The following is a 22856-nucleotide window of genomic DNA, read 5'->3' as shown; positions in this document are numbered from 1 at the left end:
AGTGCCAATGAAACCGGATACAAAATGATAAGATGGTTGCGTAAAAGAGAAAACGCTTCCGTCTTTTATTGTTTTTTTAACCTAAAAGGGGGTTTAAGCTTTGAAGAAACTAATGGCTATGCTGCTGGCTGGTTCTGTGCTTTTGTCGGCATGTTCCTCAGACGGTACGGAGGGCGGCTCAGAAAACGCCGTCAATTCAGGCAAGGAAGCTGATTCCGCTCCTAAAGAAATTACAGTGTGGGCGTGGGACCCGGCATTTAACATTGCCGCCATGAATGTTGCAAAAGAAGCCTACGCTAAAGTTAAACCGGAGGTCACGATTAACGTTGTTGAAAATGCGCAAGCAGATATTGTTCAGAAGCTGAACACAGGGTTGAACTCCGGGTCCACGAAGGGCTTGCCTAACATTGTGCTTATTGAGGATTACCGTGCGCAAAGCTTTTTGCAAGCGTATCCGGACTCCTTCTATGAATTGACCGACCTCGTTAAAGCAGACGCCTTTGCGGATTACAAGATTGGCCCGACCAGCGTAGACGGCAAGCAGTACGGCGTTCCGTTTGATTCCGGTGTAACGGGCATGTACGTGCGAACAGACTACCTGGAGCAAGCGGGCTACAAGCTGGCCGATATGCAGGAAATCGACTGGAAGAAATACATCGAGATCGGTAAAGCCGTTAAAGAGAAAACCGGCAAAAGCATGGTAACGCTCGATCCTAACGATCTTGGGCTCATCCGTATGATGATTCAATCGGCGGGGGCATGGTATACGGCTGAAGACGGCAAAACACCGACGATTGCAGGCAACGCCGCATTGAAGGAAGCCTTTGAGCTGTACAAAGAAATGATGGATTCCGGCATCGTGAAGGTGAACTCGGACTGGAGCCAATTTGTTGGCGCCTTCAACAGCGGCGAAGTAGCTACTGTGCCGACCGGCAACTGGATTACGCCTTCGATTAAAGCGGAAGCCTCGCAATCCGGTAAATGGGCGGTAGCTCCGCTGCCTAAGCTTGGGACAACGGAAGGCTCCGTTCATGCATCCAATCTGGGCGGCAGCTCCTGGTACGTTCTGAATGTAGATGGCAAAGAAGCGGCTGCAGAATTTCTCGCGAAGACGTTTGCTTCCGACGCCGAGCTGTATCAGACCATGAACACCAAGGTCGGAGTCATCGGCACGCTGAAGGCGGCGGCCAGCGGCGAAGCTTATGCGGCAGCGGACGACTATTTCCAAGGGCAAAAGGTTGTATCGGACTTTTCCGCCTGGACCGAGCAAATTCCTAAAGTGAACTACGGCATGAACACTTACGCCATCGAGGACATTATGGTTGTGGCCATGCAAGCTTTTCTGGGCGGCAAAGATGTGGATACCGTTCTGAAAGAGGCGCAGACGCAAGCCGACACGCAAATTCGGTAGGCTCACTCCAACCGCATAACAAATCATCGGGTAGCGGCTCATATTGGTTTTTACACGAAACCAGTATGAGCCTTTTTGGTTTACGAATACGCAATTTCATCAACAGAAAGGTGTGGAGTGGTGTGCATACAGAAAAAGCCGGGTTAAACCAGCACATTGGTAAGAGCATGAACGGGCGGACGCGGATCCGGCTGACAGGCTGGTTTTTTATGCTTGTGCCGGTTGTCATGATCAGCGTTTTTTACTTCTATCCGATGGTTCAAGCGTTACTTCTATCCTTCAAATCAGGCAGAGGGAGCAATCTTCAGTTTGTCGGTTTGGACAACTATACTCGGCTGTTAAGCGATACGACATTCCTTACGGCTGTCAAAAACACGTTTATTTATTTGCTCATTCAAGTTCCGGTCATGCTCGTGCTGGCGCTTTTTATCGCGGTGCTGCTCAATGACGACAGGCTGAGGTTTAAAGGGTTTTTCAGAACAGCGATTTTTCTGCCTACGGTAACCTCGCTTGTCGCTTACTCCGTCGTTTTTAAGTACATGTTTGGAGCGGATGGCATCGTTAATAAATTTCTGGTGAAGCTTCATCTCATTCAAGAGCCTATACAGTGGATCACGGACCCGTTCTGGGCCAAAATCACCATCATTATTGCGATTACCTGGCGTTTTACAGGCTATAATATGATCTTTTATTTATCCTCCTTGCAAAATATCGATAAATCCGTGTATGAGGCAGCACGTATAGATGGCGCAAACGCGTTCCGGCAATTTTTTACGATTACGATTCCACTTTTGAAGCCAATCATTCTGTTTACGACGATTACATCGACGATTGGAACGCTCCAGTTATTTGACGAGGTAGTGAACATCACCAAGGGCGGCCCGGGCAACGCAACGATGTCGATTTCCCAATATATTTACAATCTTTCGTTTGAATACACGCCGGACTTTGGATACGCCGCTACGGTGTCCTACTCAATCGTACTTATGGTGGTTCTATTGACGATGATCCAGAACAAAATTGGAGGGGATAAGAGATCATGAACATCAAACGCGGTTTTACGTACCTGTTTCTAATAATCGCTGCGCTGATTTCTATATTTCCGTTTATCTGGATGGTTGTCAGCGCTACAAATGCGTCTGTTGATGTAACAAAAGGGACGCTGCTGCCGGGTTCCAGGCTTATCGAGAATATAAATAATCTGTTCAATTCCGTAGATATGTGGCAGGCTCTCTGGAATTCTGCGAAAATATCGGTGACGAGCACCATTTTTTCCCTGCTGGTGGCATCAGCTGCCGGATATGGCTTTGAGATGTACCGCAGCCGCGGCAAAGATATCGTTTTTAATATTCTGCTGGCCTCGATGATGATTCCGTTTGCAGCAATTATGGTGCCATTGTTTCAAATGTTTGCAAAAATATCGGAGGTGATGCCGTTTCTGGGCATCGATACGGCGGGGGCGGTTATTTTGCCGACCTTCACGACAGCGTTTCTGATCTTCTTTTTTCGGCAAAGCACCAAAATGTTTCCGAAGGATATGATGGAGGCCGGCCGCATCGATGGTCTTTCGGAAATAGGCTTGTTCTTCCGCATCTACATGCCGACGATGAGATCGACCTATGCAGCCGCAGCAATCATTACTTTTTTAAGCAGCTGGAATAACTATTTATGGCCGTTGATCGTGCTGCAGTCGCCGGAGAATATGACGGTTCCGCTGCTCATCTCCAATCTGGGATCAGGATATGCTCCCGACTATGGCATGATCATGTCCGCGATCGTCATTACGACGCTGCCGACAGCATTTGTATTTTTCATCATGCAAAAGCGGTTTGTGGCCGGAATGACGGGTGCAGTGAAATGATGTTGGCGAATCGAAGCCGCATCATGGAATATTTGATTTTACAATGAATCAGCTCAATGTGCTGGACCGAACGAAAATGCTGCTTGTGGGCGATTCGTTAAGCTCGGATATCCAAGGCGGAATCAACTACGGGATTGACACCTGCTGGTTTAATCCAACTAAACAGCTCAACGAATCACAGCATAAACCTACCTATGAAATTGCCGGGTTGGAAGAGCTCAGTGGAATTCTTGAGAGTAACTAATTTTGTTTGTCCTGCCAGTCCAGCCATTGCTGCGCGATATATATTCTGGCAGCTGTACTGCGTTCGGAATACCAGCATTGACCTTCTCGCCATTCAGGTACCGGTTCAAAGCTATGTCCCGTTATGCTATGAAGCGAGCTGCATCTGGCTCCGAACGTAGATACCCTTTGCTGAACCGCATCTTCGTAAAGTTCTGAAATAATTGAATCGGTAAATAAAGAATCCTTCATTGTTGCAGCTAATTTTAACGCGGTGTAACGGATATTGAGATCGGAGTCCGAAAACAGTTGAATGATGTCGTGACGGCAACCCTGCCAATCGTCGGGTGAACATTGCAAAGCAAACAAAGCGGCCATTCTAATATGGCTGTTTTTGTCATGGAGACTTTGTCGTAATGTTCTCATGTTAATTTTACCGGGATATTTGGACAACACGATGAAAGCGGCAATTCGCAAAAGAGCAGAATCGCTTTTTAAACATGCTTGAATTCGCTCCTCGGCTATCTGGCTCAAAGGTTGCCCATAGAAACTTAACATCGCAGAGACAGCGGTCTGCCGATCGTGCTGATTTAAAGCGTCAATACGGGCCTTTTCGTCTTTACGTCCCCAGCTTTCGTGTATGAAATAGGGTGTTGGGGATGGAGCGACTTCTAGGGGGGACATCTGAGAGGCGGCTGCTACATCAATTAACCCGGCTTGTAATTCCTCCCACGATCGGCAGTTAACCGAGCTCTGTACAATGGCTGATTTCACCTGAATTGCCGTCCAGTCAGGATGAGCTTGCCAAATGCAGGCTGCACATCCCAATATAATAGGGCCGGAAAAAGAGGTGCCTTCCGTCCGGGCATATCCTTCGGGCAGATTGTCCATTGAAGCAGTGTCATGCTTGTTAAACTCTTCTGCGGATTGGAAAGGCATAGGTAACACAAGATTTTCTGCAGGAGCAAGAATTTCCGGTATCCATTTTCCCTCAAAAGTTATCCCTCGACAGCCATGATATGGCAAAGCCTGCTGAATCTTAGATTCCTCTGGAATAATGACTCCGCCAACAGACAATACAGAGGGAGAAGAAGCGGGGCCGTTGCACGTTAATTCGACGGTGTTGCCAGAGGCGACAACGACAAGTAGACCTTCAGAGGCAAGTTTTTCACATAATACGTTTATCGGATCGATCTGCCAAGGCAGCTGTCCTGTTTCGTTACGAGTTGATCCCACCGTAAGTACAACACCACGAATATTGTATGTACGCCAATTGCTGAAAAGCCAGTTGAGAGCGGCTAAAAATTTAGTTTCAATATCTTCAAGCGAGATGAAAGTTCCTGTTTCAATTAGATAAAGATTCGCTTCCGGCGCGGCTCCCGTGTATTTAGCACTGGAAAGTGCTCCTGAACCGGCAGCGGCTGAGGCCGTTAAAAGTCCATGTAACCGCTTGTTCCAGGGGCCGGAATTCGAATGAAATAGAACTGGTTCCGGATGGGCCTCGAAGGTTTGAATGAGGTAGGTATGACGCCGGTCATTTGAAGTAATATCAGGGTGGTTCGGAAAGCCAGCATCTACCACGGCAATGTTTATATTTTTTCCGGTAAACTCTGATGGAATATGTAAAAAGTCTCGAATAGAGGGCCAAGTCATCGGGTCACCCTTTCGTAGTTTAACTAGGAATAGCTATAGAATTGAGCATTGATTATTGTATTCGATATACAAACGGAAGAAGCCTTGTAAGTTCAATGGAGAAAAGGTAAATTTTAACTGAGTTCAGTAACCGGGGAGATAATACGGATGGGTTGGTTTAAGAAAAAGAGTCCTAAAATAAATAAAATGCTCAGAGATCTGGAATGTATCGGTCTCACTTGTAGAAGTGATCTGAATCTGGAAAGATATTCTCATCTTATTAAGGATAGGTTCAGTAGAAATACATATATTCATCTGCTAATTGAATTAGGATCAGAGATTGAAATTGAAAGGGATATCTTTGTTTCGCCTAGCAATGATGTCTGGTATCTGGATACCGAATGTATTGAGGGACATGGGGATTATGCAAATTTATTGCGGAGAATAAAAGAGATGATAGCCAATGAATTAATTATAGATGATGTATGCGATGAGGTGGATGTCGATGCTGGATTGGCAAAAATCGCATTTACAGTGGCGGGAAAATCTTATGAGTATTCGTTAATGGTAAATTTGGACTGGATGGATAGAGATATTTTTCGAATTTTCTCCGTTTTGTTAATGGAACATGGTAGCGATAAAAGATTCTTTTACTCGGACATTGATCAAAGCTTATTAGTCGTTCTAATTGACAAACAATATTACAGAAAACTAAATAAGTTGTTAAATATATTCATTCCGGCATTATGCCCTTGAAAAAAGCCCAACAAGTGTTGGACTTTTGATTATTAGAGATCTAGAGTAATACCATTTAAGGAGCTTTTAAAATTTAATCATAAAGTTTTCCGCTCTCACTATCGCAGCTATAAGCCAGTAGTTGAGTGAATTTAGAAGAGAATCGGGTTAGTAAGCGTTAAAATCAGCTCGGAAACGCTCCAATTAATTGGCGCAGTTGTGGAAACGTCCACGATAGTAGCCGTAACGCTGCCCAAGCCTCCTCTTCTCACACGAAGAGTGAACTGGAGAGTCCCCACGCTAACACCGGCCTCATCACGCACGTCGTAAACGATCGGAGCTCGCCGGGTGACGTTCTTGCTTCCTGAGGCAGTTACATTATATTGGTTTAATCCTCCGTTTGGATATAAAATGTCAGGGGGCTGGGAGATTGGAGTTGCATACGAAGAAACGGAAGTCGCATAAAGGGTATATGCACTCGTATTGTTGTAGATGCTGAACGTTCTTGTAGATAGTCCGCCAATCGGACCATCATCCTCTGTCGGTCGGACATAAAAGACAGCGGTGACGATGACGAGAAGTATAAACAGAACTAGAATAACGCCAATAGTGGAACCTTTGACATTGCTAATATGGGCTTGCTCTTTACTCATGTTATTATCCTCCTTAAGTTCTGAAACTAGCTTTTTATAACTATATGTATTCATTAATAGATTCGCCCCGGCAGTTGCCCCTTAATTAGAAATTAGATTGATCCTTTGTTGGTGGGGATAGAAGCCCAGGCGATGATAAAAGAGCAATAGGGAGGAGACTCATAAGAGTGATATCTCATGAGCAGAAGTATTTGCTGGACGCCGTACGATTCTGGTTTGATGAAGCGGAGCAAGTTACGCATTACTCCAACGAGTTAAAGTCAGGGCCATTATCATCCGAGCTTTCTTTGCTCAATCAGCTGCCTGGGAACGGAGAAGTTCTGGATGTAGGCTGCGGTGCTGGAAGAATCGCCATATATTTGGAGGGAAAAGGCTACCAGGTCACTGGAACGGATGTAAGTGAGCAGCTGCTAAACGTTGCCAAGGAGCATTCGATAAAACATAACCAACCGATTCGTTATATCCAGAATGAAGGAGTGGGGCTGCCCTTTAAGGATGCGGAATTTGACGCGATAATCGGGTTTAAGGTTCTCTGTTACATACCAACGCGGAAATTAAGAGCGCAAGCATTGAAAGAGTACAGTGAGTGCTCAAGCCTGGCGGTATCTGTCTCTTGACCCAATACATTGTGCCGGAGGAAGCAATGTCCGAAGCGCGGGATGAGTATTTTGAGGCAAGTCCGGCGGCTGCATTCAACATCCTGGAAGAGGGCGACAATTTTCCGTTGGGCAAAGGTTTTGTGCATTGGTTCACACAAACGAGCTTGCAATCTGAGCTGGAAGAGACTTCGTTTGAGTTGGAGCGCATTGAGGATGACTCTAACTACGGCGGGGCCGGCTATCTCTGTTTAATCAAGATGAAAAAGGGAGAGTGAGACTCGTTATGCCGATTCAAGCCGTACTTTTTGATCTGGATAACACTCTTATTAATCGCAGAAAGGCGTTTCAAGGTTATGCGGAACGATTTGTCGATGAGTTTGTAGTCATTGGGGATTCGATGAGCAAAACTGAAATTGTTGAGTCTATCATTGCGGCGGATCAGGACGGGTATCGAAAAAAACGTGAGCTGTACACAGAGCTGATGACGAGTCTTGAGATGAAAAGTCCGGTAACAGCCGATAGGCTTTTGGAATATTGGTTTTCGGAGTTTTTTAAACATACGGTAGTAATGGACGGAGCTATTGAACTGTTAGAACAGTTGAAATTAGAACAGATCAAGCTGGGGTTAATTACAAATGGATCCGTGCACTCGCAAAACTCGAAAATTGATCAAGTTCAGCTGCGGAGTTATTTTGATGCTATTATCGTGTCGGATGAGGTGCAGCTGAAGAAGCCCGATCCTAAAATTTTCGAGCTGGCCTTGGAGCGGTTAGGAGTATCGGCAGCGTCCAGTATATACGTTGGAGATCATCCGCGTAATGATATTACGGGGGCAAAGAGCGCAGGATTGGGCACGGTGTGGATCCGAGAAATCGAAGAATGGGATGAGGCGTCGGATAAACCGGATTATATGATTAGGAGGTTGGATGAGGTTGGGCGAATTTTGGAAGAGTTGGGGTCCGAAGCACATTGAAAAGGGGGAAGAATTATAAATCATAAATTTGAGGGGATTTTACCTAGCGACGAAATACTGGACAATTTTGAAGTGAAATTAATTCGTCCATTGGGCGGTAGATTCAATCAGCATTGGCTTGTAAATTTTCGCGGAGAACAACTTGTCTTGCGCCGTTGGTGGCTTAATTCCGCTCCAGATATCGACTATGAATTACGCTTGCTTACAAGTATCGCTAAGCTGGGGTGGCCAGTCGCTCCAGCTGTCAACGAACCTATTGAATTAAGCAGTTATTTCTGGTGCTTATTTCCTTATCTTTCTGGTGATCCTCCACCGGTAGAAAACCGAATGATGGAACAACGTACACGTGGTGAACTTCTTGCGAAATTTCATACTAGTCTTGCACAGCTTACCGGATTTGAGCAACGCGAAAATTGGCGACGTTGTGAAGAAATCCTCGGGGACTTAACCCTAGATCGTATCCTCTCTGAAAATGATCAGAAACGGCCTGAAGAAATTAGCATATTACGATGGCACCTTGATCGAGCGCGCGAGCGAATTATTGAACTAAAGCCTCAAATTAGGAGTGGCATTATCATACATGGAGACTTTACCCCGTGGAATTTACGTTTTAAAGATGGGTGCCTCTCAGGTATTCTTGATTTTGAGCTAGCTCATTGGAATCATAGAATCGCCGACTTTGCGCTTTCGTGGCGCGGTGTGCATGATGAGGTCATCCATGCGTATAACGATTTTTCGCCGCTTGAACCTGAGGAGTGGGAATTAATTACACCAATGTGGTGGGCTTGGCTTATCGAAAGTGCTTGCCGAGATATGGCGAAAGGCATTCTTATCGACTACGATGGATGGATCATTAAACATTTGCTGAGACGCTCTCCACTGATGGGACAAGATTCAGTCGAATTCAGGTAGACGGAAAGTTATAACAAAAAAATTAATAGGCAAATTCGTGGGACTTGAAAAGGAGCGAATCCGATGAACATTGAACTGGCTATCTCGCTCGCTCTTCAGGCGCATAAAGGTCAGGTTGATAAGGGCGGGGCCCCTTACATTTTGCATCCGTTGGCCGTTATGAACCGGGTAGAAACGATCGACGAAAAGATTGTAGCTGTGCTTCATGACGTTGTGGAGGACACGGATATCACGCTTGATCAACTGCGAGAGCTGGGGTTTTCACAAGAAGTTGTGGAAGCTATCGGATTATTAACGAGATCCCAATTGGACAGTTACGAGCAGTTCGTTCGGAAAACACTTCACAATCCGCTATCTAAAATGGTTAAAATAGCTGATATAGAAGAGAATATGAATATAGCAAGAATTAATCAACCAACCGAAAAGGACTACAAAAGACTGGAGAAATACCGTGAGGCTCTCAAAATATTGAGAAGAGAGATGAAGCCGGATGCCAATTAAAGCGGTTCTGTTCGACCTGTTTGAAACGTTAATTACTGAATTTGACCATTCAACAAGAATTTCAAAACGAGATTATGATTATCAAACGTTGCTCGGATTATCCAATGATGAGTTTAAGCTGGAATGGCGGCGCCGCAGCAGCGATCGTATGAATGGGACATTTGCGGACTATTTCGCCGTTTTGGAAGATATCCTGAACAAGCGCCAGCTGAAAATAAATTCTGCTTCCATTGAAGCTCTGTATGAGATGAGAATGGAAGAGAAGAGAATTCCGTTTAGAAAGATCCGTCCGGACATGTTGGAAATGCTGGCTGCGCTTAAAAGCTCGGGAGTCAAGCTTGCTCTGGTCAGCAACTGCACGGAAGAGGAAATACGGGAATGGCGACATTGTGAGCTGGCTCCTTATTTTGATGAAGCGATATTTTCGTATGAGGTCAGATTAGCAAAGCCCGATAAGAGAATCTATGAATTGGCGTGCAGCCGGCTCGGAGTTGCGCCTTCAGAAGCTGTTTTCATCGGAGATGGCGGTTCCAATGAATTGGAGGGGGCCAGCGATGCTGGTTTAAAGCCTTATCGCGCCGTTTGGTTTAACTCGCATATCGACAGTAAGTTCGAAAGAGTAACTCGTCCTAGCGATGTGATTCACTTGTTGCAATTATCGTTATGAACCTCATGATTTCAATTAATCGTTAAAAAAAAGCTCCCGAGCGCTGTAAAAGCGTCACGGGAGCTTGTTGCTTCAGATGAATTTCCGGCTCGTCTTTTTGCCGTCGCAGCTGAAGACGATTTTTTTGTCTTCCACAACGGTTTCCAGATGCACCGCTTTGCCCCAGAGCGCTACGACGTGGGGGAGGGTGCGCTCCACGTATTTCAGATCTAGTTCAACACCCTCGTATTTATGCCCCAGATAAAGCTCCCCAACCCGGTTAAAGTCGCCATTCAGCACCTCAAGGACCGGGAAGCCTCCATTAATGCGGGAGTACACAAGCTGCTCGCGGATGTTTTTCCACGTTTTATCGGTAATTTTCCATTCCGGTCCTTTTTTCTCGAAAATGTACAGGTCCAGCTCCTCAACGAGCGGTTTGGTCAAATAATTCCGCAAAAACGAGGTGTCGGAGTCAAGCTCGCGAACCTCAAATATTTTCTCGCGGCCGCGTCCCTGCTTGTAGCCAAAACGCCGTTGATCTTCCTCGCTCGGGTTTTCCCAGCGCTTTTCGATATCCTCGAAAATTTTCAGCCCCAGGTAGTACGGATTGAGGCTGCCGCGCCCTGGCACGACTACGGAGGAGTTGAGCTTGGCGAACTCAATCGTTTCCTCGCTCGTCAGGTCCATTTCACGAATGATGCGCTGATGCCAGTAGGAGGCCCAGCCTTCATTCATTATTTTTGTCTCCATCTGCGGCCAGAAGTACAACATTTCCTCGCGAAGCATGCTCATGATATCCCGCTGCCAGTCCTGCATGGTGGGGCTATGCTCTTCAATGAACCATACCAGATCCTTTTCAGGACGGCGCGGAAAGCGCTGCGGGTCCTGCGGAACCTCCTGATCACCAGCGTTGCTTTCATCCAGCAACCACAAATCGTCATACTCGCCCGCGCGCTTTTCCTCGGCGTTATCGGCTTCCTTGCGAAGAAATTCGTCATGGCGGGATTTGTCCATCTGTCTTGGCTTTACCAAGCTGGGATCGATATGCTCTTGGATCGCCAGCACGGAGTCGATGAACGACTCAACGGTTTCGGTACCGTACAGCATTTCATACTGGCTGACCCGCTCGGCGGTGGCGGACATGCTCTCGACCATATCGCGGTTGGTGTTGCGGAAACGGGCGTTGTTTTTGAAAAAATCACAGTGTGCCAACACATGCGCCACGATGAGTTTGTTTTGGATGAGGGAGTTCCCGTCCAGCAGGAAGGCGTAACACGGATTGGAGTTGATGACGAGCTCGTAAATTTTGCTCAAGCCAAGATCATACTGCAGCTTCATTTTATTAAAGGATTTGCCGAAGCTCCAGTGCGAAAAACGGGTCGGCATGCCGTACGCGCCAAACGTATAAATAATGTCCGCCGGGCAGATCTCGTATCGCATCGGGTAGAAGTCCAGACCGAAGCCGACGGCGATCTCGGTAATTTCATCAATCGCCCGCTCGAGCTGGCGGATCTCGTCCTGGGTCATATCGTTCATCCCTCCGTGCCAAAGTTAAGGTTCATACCCAATGTATGCGCGGTTGGACGGGACTATGAGCTAACCATCTGCATGGAGCCATTTCGTTTGGGAAAAGGTAACGCTGATGCCAAATATGATGGAGGTTGGATGTGAGACATTTTGTGGGACAGTATAGATGGCTTACCGCTATTACGGTAACAGCTGCTTTGGCCGTTGCCTTATTCATTCCGATGGGTTCCGTGCCAACAGCGCATGCAGCGACCATTACGGTAGATGGAAACAGCAGCGACTGGGATGGAATCAAGGAGCTCGCAACAAATGCCGGTACAGCGCAGAGCTTAAAGGCTGCCAACGATAACACAAATTTATACTTGCTTGTAAAAGGCGCTGGTCTTAGTACCGCTACCGGCAGCTTCTGGCTGAATACCGATAATAATGCAGCGACCGGGTACAAGGCTTCGGGCTGGGGAGAAACAGGGGTTGAGATGTTTCTGGAAAACGATACCCTGTACACTTATACCGGAGATGGCCAATCCTGGAGCTGGGATAAAGCGGCCACACTTTCGCCTGAGCAGTTCAAACGTTCGTCCACTGTCATCGAGGCCGTTGTGCCGCTCGCCACTTTAAAAGTGACTACGGGTAGCACCATAAAAATAGGCTACATCGACAACAATTCGCCAAGCAACAGGCTTCCGGCGGCAGACGGCGCACTCCCTGCTTATGTAGTAGCGGCAGAGGCCGCAGAGCCGTCAACGGTAACGACCGCTCTGGAGGAGCTGGACAGCCCGCTTAATAACCCTTTTAAAGGATGGGCGCCAACGGCTAAAACGACCGGATATCCGCAGCCGCACAAGCTTGTATATGCCGGAGTGACCTGGAAAGAGCTGGAGCCGGTTAAAGGGAAGCTGGATTTTGATGCGGTCGAGAAGACCAACAATTTTGCCCATTGGAAGAGCAAAGGGGTAAAAATCGTATTCCGCTTTATTATGGACAGTCCGACGGGAGAGGCTCACCGCGATATTCCGGACTGGCTCTATGATGAAATGGTTGCAGCTGGCGATTCGCCTGGAACGGTGTATAACGATACAACAGGGCGTATGGGTGCCGGGAATAACCGCGGCTTCTCGCCTAACTACAGCTCGAAGGTCGTCATTCAGCGGCATAAAATGGCGGTCGACGCCATCGCCGCTCGTTACAACACCAACGCGCGCCCTGTTGCATTTGTGCAGATCGGTTCGCTGGGCCATTGGGGAGAATTCCACACCTGGCCGTATACCGAAACTCCGGCCAGCTCCGTTAGCACTCACTTCACAGGAGAATTTCCGCCGAATGATGTATCAAACCAGTATATCCAGCATTACATTGATGCCTTTGCGGGCAAGGAAGATAAGATGCAGGTGATGATTCGCCGCAGTGTCGGACTGGCGACGAGCAACAATAAAGGCATGAAGCTCGGCATGTTCAACGACGTATTCGGCGATAAGCCTAGCTTCGATTCCGATTGGGGCTGGTATACCGGAACGCAAAACGGATATTGGGATGACCTTGGCCAAAAACAGCCGGGCAATCCAAACTTCTGGGATACCCGTATATCTGCGGGAGAGTTTTATAGCGGCGAGGTTGGCATGAAGGCTTCCCTGACGGAAGGCAGCGGTTTTGATGAAACGATGCGCCAGACGGAGATGAGCAAAGTCAGCTGGCTGGGCCCCAACTCTCCAGCTGCTTTGCCGGCGGGCAATAGCCTGCAAGGTAACATGGACAAGATGAAAAAACGGATGGGCTATCATCTTGTGCTGAAGGAAGTGACGCATCCGGCGGCGCTGGCGGGCAGCTCCTTCAAAATAACGCTAAAGGTCGAAAATGCAGGCGTACAGCATTTTCCGTTCCATTGGCCGCTGGAGCTCCAGCTTCGTAAAGGGGATACGGTAGTAGCCAAAAAGAGGACTACGGCTGATCTGAGAACGTGGAGAACCGGCACCTACACCGTAACGGATTCCATTCCGATTGCTTCGCTCGCCTCGGGAAAATACGATATATCCGTTGCGATTATTAACCCGGAAACGAGCAGAGCCGGTATCGATTTTGCCAACAAAGGCCGCTTCCCTATCGGCTCGTACAAGCTGGGCAGCGTTTCGAAGTAACTCAACATTCGTCTAGGAATCAATGGAAAAAAGGCGGCCGATCCGGCAGTGAACCGGATGCGGCTGTCTTTTTTCGTATTCATGTTCCAAAAAAAAGTGACCCGCCGGCGAAAACCGGTGGGCCCAAGGTGATGCTATATTCAAAGGGGGGTCATGGGATAACTATACCCCCTCTTGCTTAAATGAAACTGAAAAGGACATGTCAATCCGGTTACAAATTTGAGACAGAGGTTTTTGGCGCAATTTTGCGGAAAACAAATCTAGGGAAAAATAATTATTGTGCCCAATATCTTCATCATTTATAATAAGTCCCAAGGCATCGTTTGGCGCAAAATATTACTCTGCAACAGACTTCATTTAAAGCATTATCGTCTTGATTTCAAGCGTATTTAGCGTATTGAAAGGGGGGATTGCTGAAAAGTCTCAGGGTGATTTACATTTTTACGGGCAAAAATGTAAGCGCATTATAAACGATGAGGAGGAAAAAGATGAAAACCCGATCAATAAAAAGAAGTAAATTGGCCCAAACTTTATTGGCTTTCGCATTGCTTATTGCGTTATTTCCCCCGTTTGGTTCCCTGCCTGAAGCTCAAGCGGCTACGATTACGGTTGACGGAAGTGTAAGCGATTGGAGCAGCGTCAGTTCGGTGGCTACCAATTCCGGCGTAGCGGCGCAAACGTTAAAGGTAACAAACGACGGCACAAATCTGTATCTGCTTGTGCAAGGCGCAGGCTTGAGCACGACTACCGGAAACTTCTGGCTGAATACCGACAATAATACATCCACCGGATATCAGGCATCCGGCTGGAGCTCCACAGGCGTAGAATGGATGCTCGAAAACAATAATTTGTTAAGATACACGGGTACCGGCAGCACTTGGTCATGGGATCCGCCTATCGCGCTATCCTCGGCGCAATTTTACCGCAGCTCCTCTGTAATTGAAGCGGCTATTCCGCTCTCCACACTTTCCCTTAGCTCAGGAAGCACGATTCGAGCCGGCTACATAGACGGCGGCTCCGCTACATCGCGTGTTCCGGCAGCCAGCCAATCGCTTCCTGCATACACGCTTATCAGCTCAGGCAGCACGGGCAGCAATACGACCTCTTATCCGGTGGAGCTGAACAGCCCGCTCAACAACCCGTTCAAAGGCTGGTCTCCTTCGGCGAAAAACACGAGTTATCCGCAAAATGTCCGGCTTGTATATGCCGGAGTTACCTGGAAAGAGCTGGAGTCCACTAAAGGCATGTACAATTTCGCCGCAATTGAAGCGACGAACAATTTTGCCCATTGGAAGAGTCAAGGAGTAAAAGTTGTATTCCGCTTTATTCTGGATAGCCCGTCCGGCGTTGCGCACCGCGATATTCCGGATTGGCTGTACAACGAGATGGTAGCGGCCGGTCAAAACCCGGGAACAGCTTACAACGATACGACCGGCGGCATGGGCACCGGCAACAACATGGGCTTCTCGCCAAATTACAGCTCATCGATCGTTATTCAGCGCCACCAAATGGCGATCAACGCGATTGCAGCCCGCTACAACACGAACGACCGTCCGGTTGCATTTATCCAAATTGGCTCCCTGGGCCACTGGGGCGAGTTCCATACCTGGCCGTACGTCGGACCGAGCGGAGGTTCCAATTACACTGGCGTGTTCCCGCCAACCGCTGTTTCCGATCAGTACATTCAGCATTACCTGGATGCCTTCTCCGGCAAGGAAGACAAAATGCAGGTGCTGATCCGCCGCAGCGTCACCTTGGCGAAAACGAACAATAAAGGCATGGTTCTGGGCATGTTCAACGATATGTTTGGTCATAAAGACAGCTTCGACGCATCTTGGGGCTGGTACACCGGTACGCAAAACGGCTACACGGACGACATCGGACAGGCGCAACCGAATCACGCTAACTTCTGGGAAACCCGTGTTTCCGGCGGTGAGTTCTACGGCGGCTCCGGCGGTATGAACGCAGCGCTGACCTCCGGTTCAGGCTTTACAGAAACACAGCGTCAGACCGAATTGAGCAAGCCGAGCTGGCTGGGGCCGAATTCTCCTGCCTCGCTGGCGGTCGGCAACAGTCTGCAAGCAAATATGGACACTCTGGAAAAACGTATGGGGTATCATTTTGTGCTGAAGGAAGTTACGCGGCCTAACGTCATTTCCGGCAGCTCCTTCAACGTAACGGTGAAAGTTGAAAACAAAGGCGTTCAGCACTTCCCGTTCCAATGGCCAGTTGAGCTGCAGCTTCGCAGCGGCAGCACCGTTGTAGCGAAAAAGGTAACGACGGTTGACCTGAGAACGTGGAAAACGGGCAACTATACCATTACGGATTCCATCCCGGTATCATCGCTTGCAGCGGGCACGTACGATCTCGCGATTGCGATCATTAACCCGGAAAACAACCTGCCGGGCGTTGATTTTGCCAACACGAACCGTCTTTCCGACGGATCGTTCAAGCTGGCTAGCGTAACGAAGTAAGACCAGATAAGCGGCCGTTTCTCGGTAAAACCGGGAGGCGGCCGTTTTTTTTCTTTTTTTCAAAAAGTCAATGCAACCTTATAATTGAAAATGATGTAAAATAAATTAACATCATTTTCAATGTGTAAAATTGCAAATAATTTCTAGTAAATATTTTAAAGATTGAAAAGCAATGAATAAGAATTATATTGTAAAGCAATGAAAGCTCGATCTATAATGATCCGGTGTTATATGATTTTATGAAAATCCAAACTTAGGGGGTTAATTGTGAAATTGATTTTGTTTCGCCTTATAATGAGTCTGGCTATACTTGCAACCGTTTTACCTGCGGCTAATTTTAAGCAGGCGATGGCGGAGGCTGCTGGCATTTCAGTGGACGGCAGCACGAATGATTGGGACGGAATCCCAGAATTATCTGCAAATGCAGGCACGGCAAATTCTTTAAAAGCGGCGAATGACGATACGAATCTGTATCTGCTTGTCAAAGGTGCCGGATTGAGCTCAAAAGGGAACTTTTGGATCAATGCGGACAACAATTCGGCAACCGGCTATAAAGCTTACGGATGGGAGGCCTCTGGTGCAGAATGGCTGGTTGAAAGCACAAGTTTATATCGATATACAGGAAATGGCACCAATTGGAGCTGGAAGCATGTCGCATCATTGTCCCAGTTTTACCGCAGCGGAGCAGCGGTTGAAGCAGCTGTAGCTTTAGCTCATCTGCAGCTGAATGCCGGCAGCACAATTCGGGTTGGCTACATAGACAACAACTCGGCGGCCAATCGCCTTCCCGCAGCAAAAAAACTGCTTCCGGCTTTCGCGCTTAGCGGCGCCGACAATGAGTCCGAAACGATTACTTCCTATCCCGAAGAGCTGGACAGTCCGCTCAACAACCCGTTTAAGGGCTGGGCCCCTAGCGCCAAATCGACCCGCTACCCGCAGCAGCATAAGCTGGTGTATGCGGGAGTGACCTGGAAGGAGCTTGAGCCGGAAAAGGGCAAGTTTGATTTTGCAGCTATCGAAAAAACAAATCATTTTGACTACTGGAACAGCAAAGGCGTTAAGGTTGTGCTCCGCTTTATTATGGACAGCCCCAAGGGCCAACCGCATCGCGACATTCCGGATTGGCTGTACAACGAGATGGTTGCCGCAGGCGAATCTCCCGGAACGGCTTATCAGGATCCGCGCGAAAAGGGTGGCATGGGAATCGGCAACAACACAGGATTTTCTCCAAACTATAACTCGCCGATTGTCATCGACAATCACAAAAAGGTCATTCAAGCGATTGCCGACCGGTACAATACGAACAGCCGCCCCGTAGCGTTTATACAAATTGGCTCGTTAGGCCATTGGGGAGAATTCCACACTTGGCCGTATAACGGGCCGAACGGAGAAAAGAATTATACGGGGGTATTTCCGAAAAACGAGGTTTCCAATCAGTATATCCAGCACTACATTGATGCTTTTTCCGGTAAAGAGGATAAAATGCAGGTGTTGATCCGGCGAAGCGTCGGCCTGGCCAAGTCAAATAACAAAGGTATGGTCATGGGTATGTTCAATGACGTATTCGGTGATCAACGGAGCTTCGACTCAAGCTGGGGCTGGTATAAAGGGACTCAGGAGGGCTACTCGGATGGAGTGAATGCTGAAAAACAGCCTGGGCATCCTGATTTCTGGAATACACGCATCTCAGCAGGAGAGTTTTACGGCGGAAGCAGCGGCAAGATAGCAGCTTTGACCGATGGAAGCGGATTTGCTGAAACGATGCGTCAAACCGAGCTGAGCAAGGTGAGCTGGCTTGGGCCGAATTCCCCGGCTTCACTTGCCGTCGGTAATGAGCTGGAGGCCAATATGAATTTGCTGAAGAAAAGAATGGGCTACCATTTTGTGCTCCAGCAAGCCTCGTATCCAGCAGCAATTTCAGGCGACTCGCTTCAGATTGCCCTGAAGGTCGAGAACAAAGGCGTTCAGCATTTCCCGTTCTCCTGGCCGCTTGAGCTGCAGCTTCGCAGCGGAGATCAGGTTGTTGCAACGAAACGAGTGGATGCCGATCTGGCCAAATGGACAACCGGGACGCGTACGGTTACGGATTCCATCGACGTTAAGTTGCTTGCTTCTGGAATTTATGAAATTACTGTAGCCATCATTAACCCTGAAACGGGCACTCCAGGTGTAGACTTCGCTAATACGGGAAGACTTGCGGACGGAGCCTTTAAGCTCGGCAGTGTTACAAAATAAAATGCAGGCCTTCCCTGGTGAGCGACTGGGGGAGGCCATTTAATATAAAAAAATGACCCGCCGGCTGAAAAGCCGGGGGCCCAAGGGTGATGCTATATTCAAAGGGGGGTCATGTCTCTACTATAAAGCCTCTTTCTTAAATCAAGCTGAAAAAGCCGTGTCAGTGAGATTACAAATGATTACAAGCTTATTTAAAGCGTTCTAAAAAATTGAAGTATGAGGATTGAGGATGCAGTAAACGATGAAGAGGTCGGACGAAGGGGAGGGGCTCCTTTCGTTGGCCTTTTTTGGCGTGCGGACAGCGTTTAAAGGTACCGGCCGATGCGCAATGATGAAGCTCCGTAGCACATTATTTGGTGTGGAATTTTGAGTTAGCGGTTAAACATTCACAAGGGAACTTTTTAGGCATAAAAAGTTATTTACAGCTTCTGGCTGCGGGTGTAAGATACAACATGGTTCAGGCCCGCTTAGGGCATACTGTTTGAAAAAGGAGACACCATTCATGATGGCAAACCGCATGAAAAGGCTGCTCATCGGACGGCCGATGAAAAGCAGGGAGCTGGAAGGAGAGAAGCTGGGCCGGCTCAAAGCACTGGCTATTCTTTCTTCCGATGCGCTATCGTCCGTCGCCTACGGTACGGAGCAAATTTTGATCGCGCTGATGATTGCCGGCTTCACGGCGGTATGGTACAGCATTCCGATTTCGGTTGCCGTGCTCGGACTTCTGCTCATCCTAATCCTCTCCTACCGGCAGACGATATACGCCTATCCGATGGGCGGGGGAGCCTATGTGGTCGCCAAAAACAATCTCGGCACGACAACCGGCCTGCTTGCGGGCGGCTCGCTGCTGATCGATTATATTTTGACCGTTGCGGTTAGCGCCTCAGCGGGCACGGATGCCATTACGTCCGCCTTCCCTTCGTTGCATGACCATAGGGTTTTGATTGCGACGATTGTCATCATTTTTTTGACAATTATGAATCTGCGGGGCGTAACGGAGTCGGCCAACGTGCTGGCGGTGCCGATCTATCTGTTTGTCATCTCGATTTTTGTGCTGATTATATCCGGCGTAATCCGGTATTTCACTGGCGGCACTCATCCTGATATTCCAGAAATCGGAACGGCCGTAAGCAATGTCAGCCTGTTTTTGCTCCTGAAGGCGTTCAGCTCCGGATGTTCCGCCCTTACGGGCGTAGAGGCAGTATCCAATGCCATCCCGAACTTCAAACAGCCTGCCGAGCGTAATGCTGCGGCTACGCTGGTCATGATGGGCGTTATTCTCGGCAGCATGTTTATCGGCATCAGCTTGCTTGCCTACTGGTACGGCATTACGCCGCGACATGATGAAACGGTCGTTTCGCAAATTGCGGCTTCGACGTTTGGCAGAGGATTTCTGTATTATTTTATCCAGGGCGTAACGGCGCTCATTCTGTTTCTGGCTGCCAATACGGCTTACTCGGCGTTTCCGCTGCTGGCGTTTATGCTGGCCAAGGACAAATACATGCCGCATGCGTTCATGGTGCGCGGAGACCGGCTCGGTTTCTCCAACGGCATTATTTTTCTGGCGGCGTTCTCAATTGTGCTTGTTGTGCTGTTCGGCGGCGATACCGAAAACCTGATTCCGCTGTACGCGGTTGGCGTGTTCATTCCGTTCACGCTGTCGCAGCTCGGCATGATGCTGCGCTGGCTGCGGCTCAAACCGAAGGGATGGGCCGGCAAGTTTGCCATTAATACGGTCGGCATGCTGACCACGCTGAGCATTACGCTGATTTTTATATTCACCAAGTTTGCTCAGGTGTGGCTTGTGTTTATCTTCCTGCCTGTAGTCATGTTCCTGTTTCTGCGCATTCACCAGCATTATTTGAAGGTGGCCGATGAGCTGCGCATTGATCTTGCTGCTGATAAACCGGTCATTAAAGGAAGCACCGTTGTTGTACCAGTGGCGGGAATTACACGCGTCGTAAGCAACTCCATCAGTTATGCCAAGTCGCTGACCGACAACGTTGTAGCGGTGTACGTCGGATTCGACGACGAGTCCATTGAACGGATGGAAGCCAAGTGGGCGGAATGGGATCCGGGCGTGCGGCTGATCGTGCTTCGCTCCAGCTACCGCAGCATTACGAGGCCGCTGCTCAAATTCATTGACACGGTAGAGTGGAAAACGGCGGAGACGGATCACATAACGGTGCTGATTCCTCAATTTGTGACGAAGCATTGGTGGCAGCATATTTTGCATAACCAGACGGGGCTGCTGCTGCGGACCTATCTGTTCAACCGGAAGGATGTTGTCATTGCAACGGTTCCTTATCATTTGAAGCAGTAGAACTTTAGCATTAGGGTAAAATAAGGAGGCATTCGCGCTAGACGCGGATGCCTTTTGCATTCCGATGGAGTGAGTAAGATGCAAAATCGCAGCTTGCACTTTTATAATTCTCGTTATATACTAACTTTAAGTAAGTTATTGATTTTTATTCGTACAGGTGCAGACATAGAATATTCGTTTCAATAATAGGAGGAAAAACCATAATGGAAAAACAACATGTATCGATCGATCCCGGCGTCAACATCGGAAAAGTAAGGCTGAAGGTCAAAGATTTGGACCGGTCCATTGCTTATTATAAGGATGTTCTTGGTTTTAGCGTGCTTGAACGCAGCGGGAGCGCAGCCGCGCTTGGCGCGCCGGGACAAAAAACGCTTGTCGAGCTGGAGGAAAGACCGGATGCGGCAAAGGTAAACCGGCGCTCCGCGGCAGGACTGTATCATTTTGCATTGCTGGTACCGGACCGCCTTTCGCTTGGCCTTGTGCTGCGCAATATGGCGGAAGCCGGCATTGAGATCGGTCAAGGCGACCACGGGGTGAGCGAGGCGCTTTATATTACCGATCCAGACGGAAACGGCATTGAAATTTACCGCGACCGTCCGCGTTCCGAATGGAAGTATGACCAAAATGGTTATGTGTTAATGGGCAGCGATCCTGTAGATGTCCGGGGAATTCTCGACCTCGCGGAAGGGAAAGAATGGAAAGGTCTTCCGGCGGGAACTACGATCGGGCATATTCATTTTCACGTATCGGATCTGGACGCATCTTATCGTTTCTATTGTGGCTTAATGGGGTTTGACATGACTGCGGATACCTGGAAGTTAATGGGGGCGCTGTTCATCTCCGCCGGCGGTTACCACCATCACATTGGGTTGAATATTTGGGCCGGCCAGGGTGCGCGCCATCCAAAGGAGAATTCCGTGGGCCTGCGCTACGTTACGATTGTTTTCCCGAACGAGGCGGCGAGAGAAGCGTCGGCTGGCAGACTGCGAGATGGAGGCGTGGACATCCGGCAGGCGGAGGAAGGCCAGCTGGAGGTAACCGATCCGTCCGGCAATACGCTGAGACTGGTGATTCAATAAAGGGCGGAATGCAGCAAGATCATGCGGTTTGAAGAGTGGTTCGGATGCCGAAACCGGCTTCATTATGGTATAATGCCCGCACGAGTTGCTGCCGGCAAGGCGGCGGCCGAGGGAGGAACAGCATGATGGCGAAGAAAAACCGCGGCAGAGCGCCGGAGCCGCGCGGCGAAGCGGCTTCCAAACCCGCAACGCTGAAGGATTTGCTGCCCGCCGAGCTGGTGGACCGCCTGAAAAACCAGGCGACCGACATGAGGGCGGAGCAGGAGCGGATCCGCGAGGAAGAGCGCAAACGGGCCGAGGAAGCGCGCAAGGCGGAGCAGAAGCGCAACGAAAGCAACATGGAGTATTTGCTGAACAACAGCAGCATGGATTGGAAGAAGTTCAAGTAAACTCTTTTGCTGTTCAAAGAATATCGTAAAACAAAGGAGCGGCAAGACGCGTATTCTTGAGCGCTCTTTTTGTTTTGGAGTATGAGCTGAGTTAGTGCCTTAGCTGCACTCTAAGACGGCGCAGTTCATGAAATTTTTGTTTCGCGAAGCCAATCGGTGGTAATAAAGAAAGCGGGCGATACCCGGCCGAATGAAATGAGCGAGATCACCTGGAGGTATACACGAAATGATGGATACAAATGTTAGATTTGATACGAATTTGATGCTTCCCGCTGGGGAAGAGTTTATCGCATATATGAATGAGTTAGAGGAGCTTGACCAGACGCTTGCGGAAATGCGTATGTATGTAGAGCGGTACCCGGAGGATGAAATGGGCGTGCTGCATCTGCAGCAGTTCGAGCTCAAACGGGCCGTTTTAGCTGGAGAGCGGGCCATGGCAGAGCCAATGGTGCTTGCCTGCAGCATTGACAGCGGCGCGGTTGAAAATTACCAGTTTGTTTAAAATGAGAACGGGGCTGAGCCTGAGTCGTAACGACTCGGTTCAGCACCGTT

At 48.6% G+C, this 22856-nt stretch carries 20 protein-coding genes and 1 pseudogene; 18 read left to right on the top strand and 3 right to left on the bottom strand.

Annotated features, from left to right (window positions below):
- Window positions 1-100: 100 nt before the first annotated feature.
- The 4 genes and pseudogenes from M3223_RS11970 to M3223_RS11955 all read left to right on the top strand — a co-directional run.
- Window positions 101-1411 (top strand): ABC transporter substrate-binding protein, encoded by a 1311-nt coding sequence (locus M3223_RS11970; protein WP_251561645.1) that lies wholly within the window; start codon window positions 101-103, stop codon window positions 1409-1411.
- 167 nt (window positions 1412-1578) lie between these two features.
- A complete protein-coding gene (locus M3223_RS11965; RefSeq protein WP_251562285.1) occupies window positions 1579-2454 on the top strand; it encodes a carbohydrate ABC transporter permease in 876 nt (291 codons plus the stop codon).
- Window positions 2451-3272 carry a carbohydrate ABC transporter permease gene (locus M3223_RS11960; protein ID WP_251561643.1) on the top strand — a complete coding sequence of 274 codons (822 nt, stop codon included), beginning with the start codon at window positions 2451-2453 and terminating at the stop codon, window positions 3270-3272. Before M3223_RS11965 ends, M3223_RS11960 begins: the two co-directional genes overlap by 4 nt.
- A gap of 10 nt (window positions 3273-3282) precedes the next feature.
- Window positions 3283-3516: pseudogene (locus M3223_RS11955) on the top strand (HAD hydrolase-like protein); the annotation flags it as partial.
- On the opposite strand, the gene M3223_RS11950 reads toward M3223_RS11955, so the two are convergent.
- Window positions 3513-5147 (bottom strand): S8 family serine peptidase, encoded by a 1635-nt coding sequence (locus M3223_RS11950; protein ID WP_251561640.1) that lies wholly within the window; start codon window positions 5145-5147, stop codon window positions 3513-3515. The pseudogene M3223_RS11955 and the gene M3223_RS11950 overlap by 4 nt on opposite strands.
- Window positions 5148-5294: 147 nt before the next feature.
- On the opposite strand from M3223_RS11950, the gene M3223_RS11945 reads away from it, so the two are divergent.
- Window positions 5295-5882: a hypothetical protein gene (locus tag M3223_RS11945; protein WP_251561637.1), complete on the top strand. Its 588-nt coding sequence runs from the start codon at window positions 5295-5297 to the stop codon at window positions 5880-5882.
- A 131-nt stretch (window positions 5883-6013) separates the two neighbouring features.
- On the opposite strand, the gene M3223_RS11940 is transcribed toward M3223_RS11945, so the two are convergent.
- On the bottom strand, window positions 6014-6514 hold the full coding sequence (locus tag M3223_RS11940; RefSeq protein WP_251561635.1) for a hypothetical protein: 501 nt from the start codon (window positions 6512-6514) through the stop codon (window positions 6014-6016).
- Between the two features lie 167 nt (window positions 6515-6681).
- Here M3223_RS11940 and M3223_RS11935 point away from each other — a divergent pair, with 167 nt between their 5' ends.
- From M3223_RS11935 to M3223_RS11910, 6 genes are all read left to right on the top strand, one after another.
- The gene (locus M3223_RS11935; RefSeq protein ID WP_251561633.1) at window positions 6682-7131 is read left to right on the top strand and encodes a class I SAM-dependent methyltransferase; all 450 of its coding nucleotides are present in this window, start codon (window positions 6682-6684) and stop codon (window positions 7129-7131) included.
- Window positions 7128-7388: a hypothetical protein gene (locus M3223_RS11930; RefSeq protein ID WP_251561631.1), complete on the top strand. Its 261-nt coding sequence runs from the start codon at window positions 7128-7130 to the stop codon at window positions 7386-7388. Before M3223_RS11935 ends, M3223_RS11930 begins: the two co-directional genes overlap by 4 nt.
- A gap of 8 nt (window positions 7389-7396) precedes the next feature.
- Complete coding sequence (locus M3223_RS11925) at window positions 7397-8086, top strand: HAD family hydrolase (RefSeq protein ID WP_251561629.1); 690 nt, start codon at window positions 7397-7399, stop codon at window positions 8084-8086.
- 72 nt (window positions 8087-8158) lie between these two features.
- Window positions 8159-8998, top strand: coding sequence for a phosphotransferase enzyme family protein (locus M3223_RS11920; protein ID WP_251561627.1), 840 nt, complete (start codon window positions 8159-8161; stop codon window positions 8996-8998).
- A gap of 63 nt (window positions 8999-9061) precedes the next feature.
- Window positions 9062-9499 carry an HD domain-containing protein gene (locus tag M3223_RS11915; RefSeq protein ID WP_251561625.1) on the top strand — a complete coding sequence of 146 codons (438 nt, stop codon included), beginning with the start codon at window positions 9062-9064 and terminating at the stop codon, window positions 9497-9499.
- Window positions 9489-10166, top strand: a complete 678-nt coding sequence (locus M3223_RS11910; RefSeq protein WP_251561623.1) for an HAD family hydrolase — start codon at window positions 9489-9491, stop codon at window positions 10164-10166. The genes M3223_RS11915 and M3223_RS11910 overlap by 11 nt, the downstream gene beginning before the upstream one ends.
- 72 nt (window positions 10167-10238) lie before the next feature.
- Here M3223_RS11910 and M3223_RS11905 read toward each other — a convergent pair whose 3' ends face one another.
- Window positions 10239-11672, bottom strand: coding sequence for a SpoVR family protein (locus M3223_RS11905; protein ID WP_251561620.1), 1434 nt, complete (start codon window positions 11670-11672; stop codon window positions 10239-10241).
- A gap of 140 nt (window positions 11673-11812) precedes the next feature.
- Between M3223_RS11905 and M3223_RS11900 the strand changes: the two genes are divergently transcribed.
- From M3223_RS11900 to M3223_RS11870, 7 genes are all read left to right on the top strand, one after another.
- Complete coding sequence (locus tag M3223_RS11900) at window positions 11813-13804, top strand: DUF4832 domain-containing protein (protein WP_251561619.1); 1992 nt, start codon at window positions 11813-11815, stop codon at window positions 13802-13804.
- Between the two features lie 488 nt (window positions 13805-14292).
- The gene (locus M3223_RS11895) at window positions 14293-16278 is read left to right on the top strand and encodes a DUF4832 domain-containing protein (protein WP_251561617.1); all 1986 of its coding nucleotides are present in this window, start codon (window positions 14293-14295) and stop codon (window positions 16276-16278) included.
- A 267-nt stretch (window positions 16279-16545) separates the two neighbouring features.
- Window positions 16546-18513 (top strand): DUF4832 domain-containing protein, encoded by a 1968-nt coding sequence (locus M3223_RS11890; protein WP_251561615.1) that lies wholly within the window; start codon window positions 16546-16548, stop codon window positions 18511-18513.
- 505 nt (window positions 18514-19018) lie between these two features.
- On the top strand, window positions 19019-20836 hold the full coding sequence (locus tag M3223_RS11885; RefSeq protein ID WP_251562283.1) for an APC family permease: 1818 nt from the start codon (window positions 19019-19021) through the stop codon (window positions 20834-20836).
- Between the two features lie 203 nt (window positions 20837-21039).
- On the top strand, window positions 21040-21915 hold the full coding sequence (locus M3223_RS11880) for a VOC family protein (RefSeq protein WP_251561613.1): 876 nt from the start codon (window positions 21040-21042) through the stop codon (window positions 21913-21915).
- A gap of 122 nt (window positions 21916-22037) precedes the next feature.
- Window positions 22038-22304, top strand: coding sequence for a DUF3886 domain-containing protein (locus M3223_RS11875; protein ID WP_353057691.1), 267 nt, complete (start codon window positions 22038-22040; stop codon window positions 22302-22304).
- 226 nt (window positions 22305-22530) lie between these two features.
- The gene (locus M3223_RS11870; RefSeq protein ID WP_251561611.1) at window positions 22531-22806 is read left to right on the top strand and encodes a hypothetical protein; all 276 of its coding nucleotides are present in this window, start codon (window positions 22531-22533) and stop codon (window positions 22804-22806) included.
- Window positions 22807-22856: the final 50 nt, after the last annotated feature.

Source organism: Paenibacillus pasadenensis (assembly GCF_023715725.1).
In the GTDB taxonomy this organism is placed as follows: domain Bacteria; phylum Bacillota; class Bacilli; order Paenibacillales; family Paenibacillaceae; genus Paenibacillus_O; species Paenibacillus_O pasadenensis_A.
This window is presented reverse-complemented; position numbering and strand designations above follow the sequence as displayed.

Excerpts from the sequence above, each read along its gene's own strand:
- M3223_RS11910 (WP_251561623.1), top strand. The coding sequence starts at position 9,489 with ATGCCAATTAAAGCGGTTCTGTTCGACCTGTTTGAAACGTTAATTACT.
- M3223_RS11880 (WP_251561613.1), top strand. The coding sequence starts at position 21,040 with ATGGAAAAACAACATGTATCGATCGATCCCGGCGTCAACATCGGAAAA.
- M3223_RS11945 (WP_251561637.1), top strand. The coding sequence starts at position 5,295 with ATGGGTTGGTTTAAGAAAAAGAGTCCTAAAATAAATAAAATGCTCAGA.
- M3223_RS11870 (WP_251561611.1), top strand. The coding sequence starts at position 22,531 with ATGATGGATACAAATGTTAGATTTGATACGAATTTGATGCTTCCCGCT.
- M3223_RS11915 (WP_251561625.1), top strand. The coding sequence starts at position 9,062 with ATGAACATTGAACTGGCTATCTCGCTCGCTCTTCAGGCGCATAAAGGT.
- M3223_RS11925 (WP_251561629.1), top strand. The coding sequence starts at position 7,397 with ATGCCGATTCAAGCCGTACTTTTTGATCTGGATAACACTCTTATTAAT.
- M3223_RS11940 (WP_251561635.1), bottom strand. The coding sequence starts at position 6,514 with ATGAGTAAAGAGCAAGCCCATATTAGCAATGTCAAAGGTTCCACTATT.
- M3223_RS11965 (WP_251562285.1), top strand. The coding sequence starts at position 1,579 with ATGAACGGGCGGACGCGGATCCGGCTGACAGGCTGGTTTTTTATGCTT.
- M3223_RS11885 (WP_251562283.1), top strand. The coding sequence starts at position 19,019 with ATGGCAAACCGCATGAAAAGGCTGCTCATCGGACGGCCGATGAAAAGC.
- M3223_RS11875 (WP_353057691.1), top strand. The coding sequence starts at position 22,038 with ATGATGGCGAAGAAAAACCGCGGCAGAGCGCCGGAGCCGCGCGGCGAA.
- M3223_RS11905 (WP_251561620.1), bottom strand. The coding sequence starts at position 11,672 with ATGACCCAGGACGAGATCCGCCAGCTCGAGCGGGCGATTGATGAAATT.
- M3223_RS11895 (WP_251561617.1), top strand. The coding sequence starts at position 14,293 with ATGAAAACCCGATCAATAAAAAGAAGTAAATTGGCCCAAACTTTATTG.
- M3223_RS11950 (WP_251561640.1), bottom strand. The coding sequence starts at position 5,147 with ATGACTTGGCCCTCTATTCGAGACTTTTTACATATTCCATCAGAGTTT.
- M3223_RS11960 (WP_251561643.1), top strand. The coding sequence starts at position 2,451 with ATGAACATCAAACGCGGTTTTACGTACCTGTTTCTAATAATCGCTGCG.